At 37.6% G+C, this 3,739-nt stretch carries 5 protein-coding genes; all 5 read right to left on the bottom strand.

The genetic code is table 11. The features are described from left to right. Window positions 1–81: 81 nt before the first annotated feature. Window positions 82–252: an FbpB family small basic protein gene (locus V7161_RS18075; RefSeq protein ID WP_335714352.1), complete on the bottom strand. Its 171-nt coding sequence runs from the start codon at window positions 250–252 to the stop codon at window positions 82–84. Between the two features lie 145 nt (window positions 253–397). After that, window positions 398–1,606, bottom strand: coding sequence for a thiolase family protein (locus tag V7161_RS18070; RefSeq protein WP_335714351.1), 1,209 nt, complete (start codon window positions 1,604–1,606; stop codon window positions 398–400). Further along, window positions 1,599–2,264 carry a 3-oxoacid CoA-transferase subunit B gene (locus tag V7161_RS18065; protein ID WP_335714350.1) on the bottom strand — a complete coding sequence of 222 codons (666 nt, stop codon included), beginning with the start codon at window positions 2,262–2,264 and terminating at the stop codon, window positions 1,599–1,601. Before V7161_RS18065 ends, V7161_RS18070 begins: the two co-directional genes overlap by 8 nt. After that, window positions 2,251–2,946 carry a CoA transferase subunit A gene (locus tag V7161_RS18060; protein WP_335714349.1) on the bottom strand — a complete coding sequence of 232 codons (696 nt, stop codon included), beginning with the start codon at window positions 2,944–2,946 and terminating at the stop codon, window positions 2,251–2,253. Before V7161_RS18060 ends, V7161_RS18065 begins: the two co-directional genes overlap by 14 nt. A 343-nt stretch (window positions 2,947–3,289) precedes the next feature. Then, a complete protein-coding gene (locus V7161_RS18055; RefSeq protein WP_335714348.1) occupies window positions 3,290–3,625 on the bottom strand; it encodes a DUF3870 domain-containing protein in 336 nt (111 codons plus the stop codon). Between the last annotated feature and the right edge of the window lie 114 nt (window positions 3,626–3,739).

Raw genomic sequence — 3,739 nt, 5'->3', positions numbered from 1 at the left:
ACCTATGACTTTATTTTCAATTTCAAGTTTTTTTCCTTTATGATCAAATAATTTCACTCTAAATTTCATCATTGAACATCCTTAATATTTAACCATTGTATTCGATCCATATTTTTTTTGCTGATTTCGTTTTATTTCATGACGTTTTTCAATACGTTTTTCAATTCTTTCTAATTCCTCGTTATTGTTAAGAAGTTGTTTTTTGTTTTCCTGTACTAATTCTAGAAATGATATTTTTTTCGTTTTACGCATGATAGTTCCTCCAGATGTATTTGTTTCGTTTTATTTATTGATTAGATTGAATAGTCTTATTTTGTAATTTTGTTGGAATTCATTCAAAAAAGATACTGTTATTGCAGGCAGTTAATTCATCCGTGATTTAACAGCAATTCAAACCCTAATTTTGTGGGGAATCCGGCGCCCGAAATACTGTTGCGATACCTTGTCCACCTGCCATACAAAGGGTAGCAAGCCCCCACTTCGCCTTTCTTTTCAACATGGAGTGTATAAGTGTCACACTAATTCTAGCACCACTATTTCCAATCGGATGCCCTAGTGCAATGGCTCCGCCATTTACATTAGTTTTATTCATTGCTAAACCCAGTTCTTTTATGACAGCTAACGATTGAGCAGCAAAAGCTTCATTAAGTTCAATTAAATCTAAATCCGCAAGTTGTATATTTGCCATGCTTAACGCTTTTTTTGTTGCCTCAACAGGCCCAATTCCCATCCGATCTGGCTTTACCCCTGAAACTCCAAGTCCTACAACTTCTACTAAAGGCTCTAATTGATATCGATCCACCATTTGACCGGAGACCAGTAACAACATAGATGCACCGTCGTTTAATCCGGATGAGTTCCCCGCTGTGACTGTTCCCTCCTTCTTAAACACAGGTTTTAAATTACCTAATTTTTCTAAATCTGTTTTCCTTGGATGTTCATCAGTAGAAAAAATAATGGACTCTCCCTTTTTTTGTGGAACTGTTACAGGTATAATCTCTTTCTGGAAATCTCCATTTTCAATGGCACTAAGTGCTTTTTGCTGACTTTCATATGCAAATAAATCTTGCTCCTCACGGGAGATCGAATAATCTTCAGCCAGATTTTCTGCTGTCATTCCCATTACAAGCCTTCCGTACTTCTCTATAGGCTGGGAACCCGGCTGACTTTCCTTATTCGGATCGAGAATTTCACTGTTTCCTGAAAGAAAGCCATAACGTCCATTTCGAATATAATATGGGGCATTGCTCATGCTTTCTACCCCCCCAACAATATAGGCATGACCAAGGCCAGCTCGAATTGCCAAGAAAGCATTATGAATAGACTGCATACCAGATCCACATTGGCGATTTACAGTGTACCCTGGAATTGACTCCGGCAGGTCTGCCTTTAAAAGAGCCACTCTAGCAATATTGGCTTGGTCTTGGCTCTGTTTTGCCTGACCAATGATCACTTCATCAATGACTTCCACAGGAAGAATATTCTTTTCTATTAAATTATGAAATAATGGAAGTAACAGTTCATCCGCCTGTAAGTCCTTTAGAGCTCCACCTATTTTTCCCACCGCTGTCCGTTGTGCACTTACGACATAAACTTTATTATTCATGTTTTCCTCCATGGTTTACTGACATAACTTTAAAGTCCGCATCCGTCTTTTCTTGAACTTCTTCCAAAGTGACACCAGGCATTAATTCTTTTAATACTAACTGATTATTTTGGAATTCAAAAACGGCTAATTCTGTAATAATCAAATCAACTTTACGAATGGATGTAATCGGGTATGAGCAATTTTTAACTATTTTAGAATCCCCATTTTTGGCGGTATGATTGGTCGTAACAATAATCTTTTTCGCCCCGCTTAAAAGATCCATTGCCCCTCCTACTCCCATGATATTTTTCCCCGGTATAGCCCAGTTTGCAATACACCCCTGTTCATCAACCTGCAGTGCTCCTAATATGGCAACATCCACATGTCCCCCGCGGATCATGGCAAAAGAGTCTGCACTATTAAAATATGAGGCTCCAATTTCCTCTCCGATTGGAAGCTTTCCTGCATTGACGAGATTAGGATCAAGATTTTCTTCCCTATTCAACTCTTGTACTCCAAGCATTCCATTCTCTGTATGGAAATAAACGAACTCTGAATCCACATATTTTGCAATTAGCGTCGGGATTCCGATGCCTAAATTAATGACTGAATGAGGTTGAAGCTCTGCTGCTGCCCGTTTCGCTATTACCTCTTGAATCTCATTATTTGATTGCATATTTCGGTACAACTCCTTCCTTAGTTAAAATGAGATGGCTTTCTACAATGGCGTCTACAAATAAGTGAGGAGTGACAATTTCATCGGGTGAGAGCTCTCCTGCCTCGACAATCTCATCAACTTCCGCAATGACGAAGTCAGCTGCTGTGGCCATTAACGGATTAAAATTACGAGCCGTTTTGTAATACACTAAATTCCCAAGAGTATCTGCCTTTGCAGCTTTAATAAGGGAAACATTTGCTCGCAGCGGCTCTTCAAATACAAACAATTCTCCATTAAGTTCGCGTACTTCTTTCCCTTCAGCCAATTGAGTCCCAACACTTGTTTTTGAATAATAGCCGCCAATACCGGCTCCTCCAGCCCTTATCGATTCAGACATCGTTCCCTGAGGCATAATCTGAACTTCAAGTTTACCTTGATTAAACTGATCTCCCACTTCCCTGTTACTAGTAAAGTACGAACCAATAGCTTTTCTAATTTTTCCTTGTCGTAATAAAATGCCCAGGCCCTTTCCCGGTTCACCCAGGTTATTACTGATTATGGTAAGGTGATTTACATCATGGCGTGTCAATTCGTCAATTAAACTTAATGGAGCTCCAACTAAACCAAATCCTCCCACCATAATGGTGTCACCTGAATTTACTTTTGTAATGATTTCTTTAGTACTTTTTACTTTTTGCATGGATTTCACTCCCTACTTATTTTGACAAAGCAAAAAGCCCAGCCAATCCAAAGGAAATAAGCATTTTGCTTTTTCCTTTGGAAAGACTGGGCTACCTTAAATTTAATGAAAACGGTGAGTTTTCAACATTAAGACTACATCTCTCCACCATCGTAATCAGCAATTGATTAAGAATTTACATTTATAAAATTTACTGTTGAATTCATTTTACTACTTTATTAATAACTTTCAAGTTGAAAGAATTCCCATCTCTGAACTTTATTACAACGGTATATCTCTATAATGTTCTTCCATTTTACTTTGAAAACCCAAGAGCCGCTAACTTCAGCAATTATAAAGAGTTTTATTTCACTTGATTAAGTCTTTCAATGTACCTTTTATAGGCTGCTTTTAATGCAACAACTACGGAATTCGTTGAGGGAGCATAATAATGCTTCTCAACTCTCCGAATTAGTTCATCAATCCCATTGGATAAGTCATAACCGACCATCATACGTCTAAAAAAATCCTTTGTTAAATCTGCTAAAAAAGTGAATTCCGCATTAATAATTAGGTTGGTTTTCGGATCAATTTCCAATATTATTCCTGCATGTTTATATACTTCATACATTGCGCTTCCTTGAGGTGCCTTAGCATATGCAGTGACTAGTACAGTATTCAATTCGGATTGTTTTTCCATAAAATTGCCACCTTGATTCGAACTATTTTTCATCGATCTTCTATTTTTAAATTTACAAATTTACTTTTCAGCAAATGACCAATGTTTCATTTAATTTAAGTCTTCCCCGATTTT

It is taken from the genome of Neobacillus drentensis (assembly GCF_036965425.1).
Lineage (GTDB): Bacteria > Bacillota > Bacilli > Bacillales > Cytobacillaceae > Neobacillus > Neobacillus drentensis_F.
Note: the sequence above shows the minus strand (reverse complement) of the source record. Positions and strands in the feature narration are given on the sequence as shown.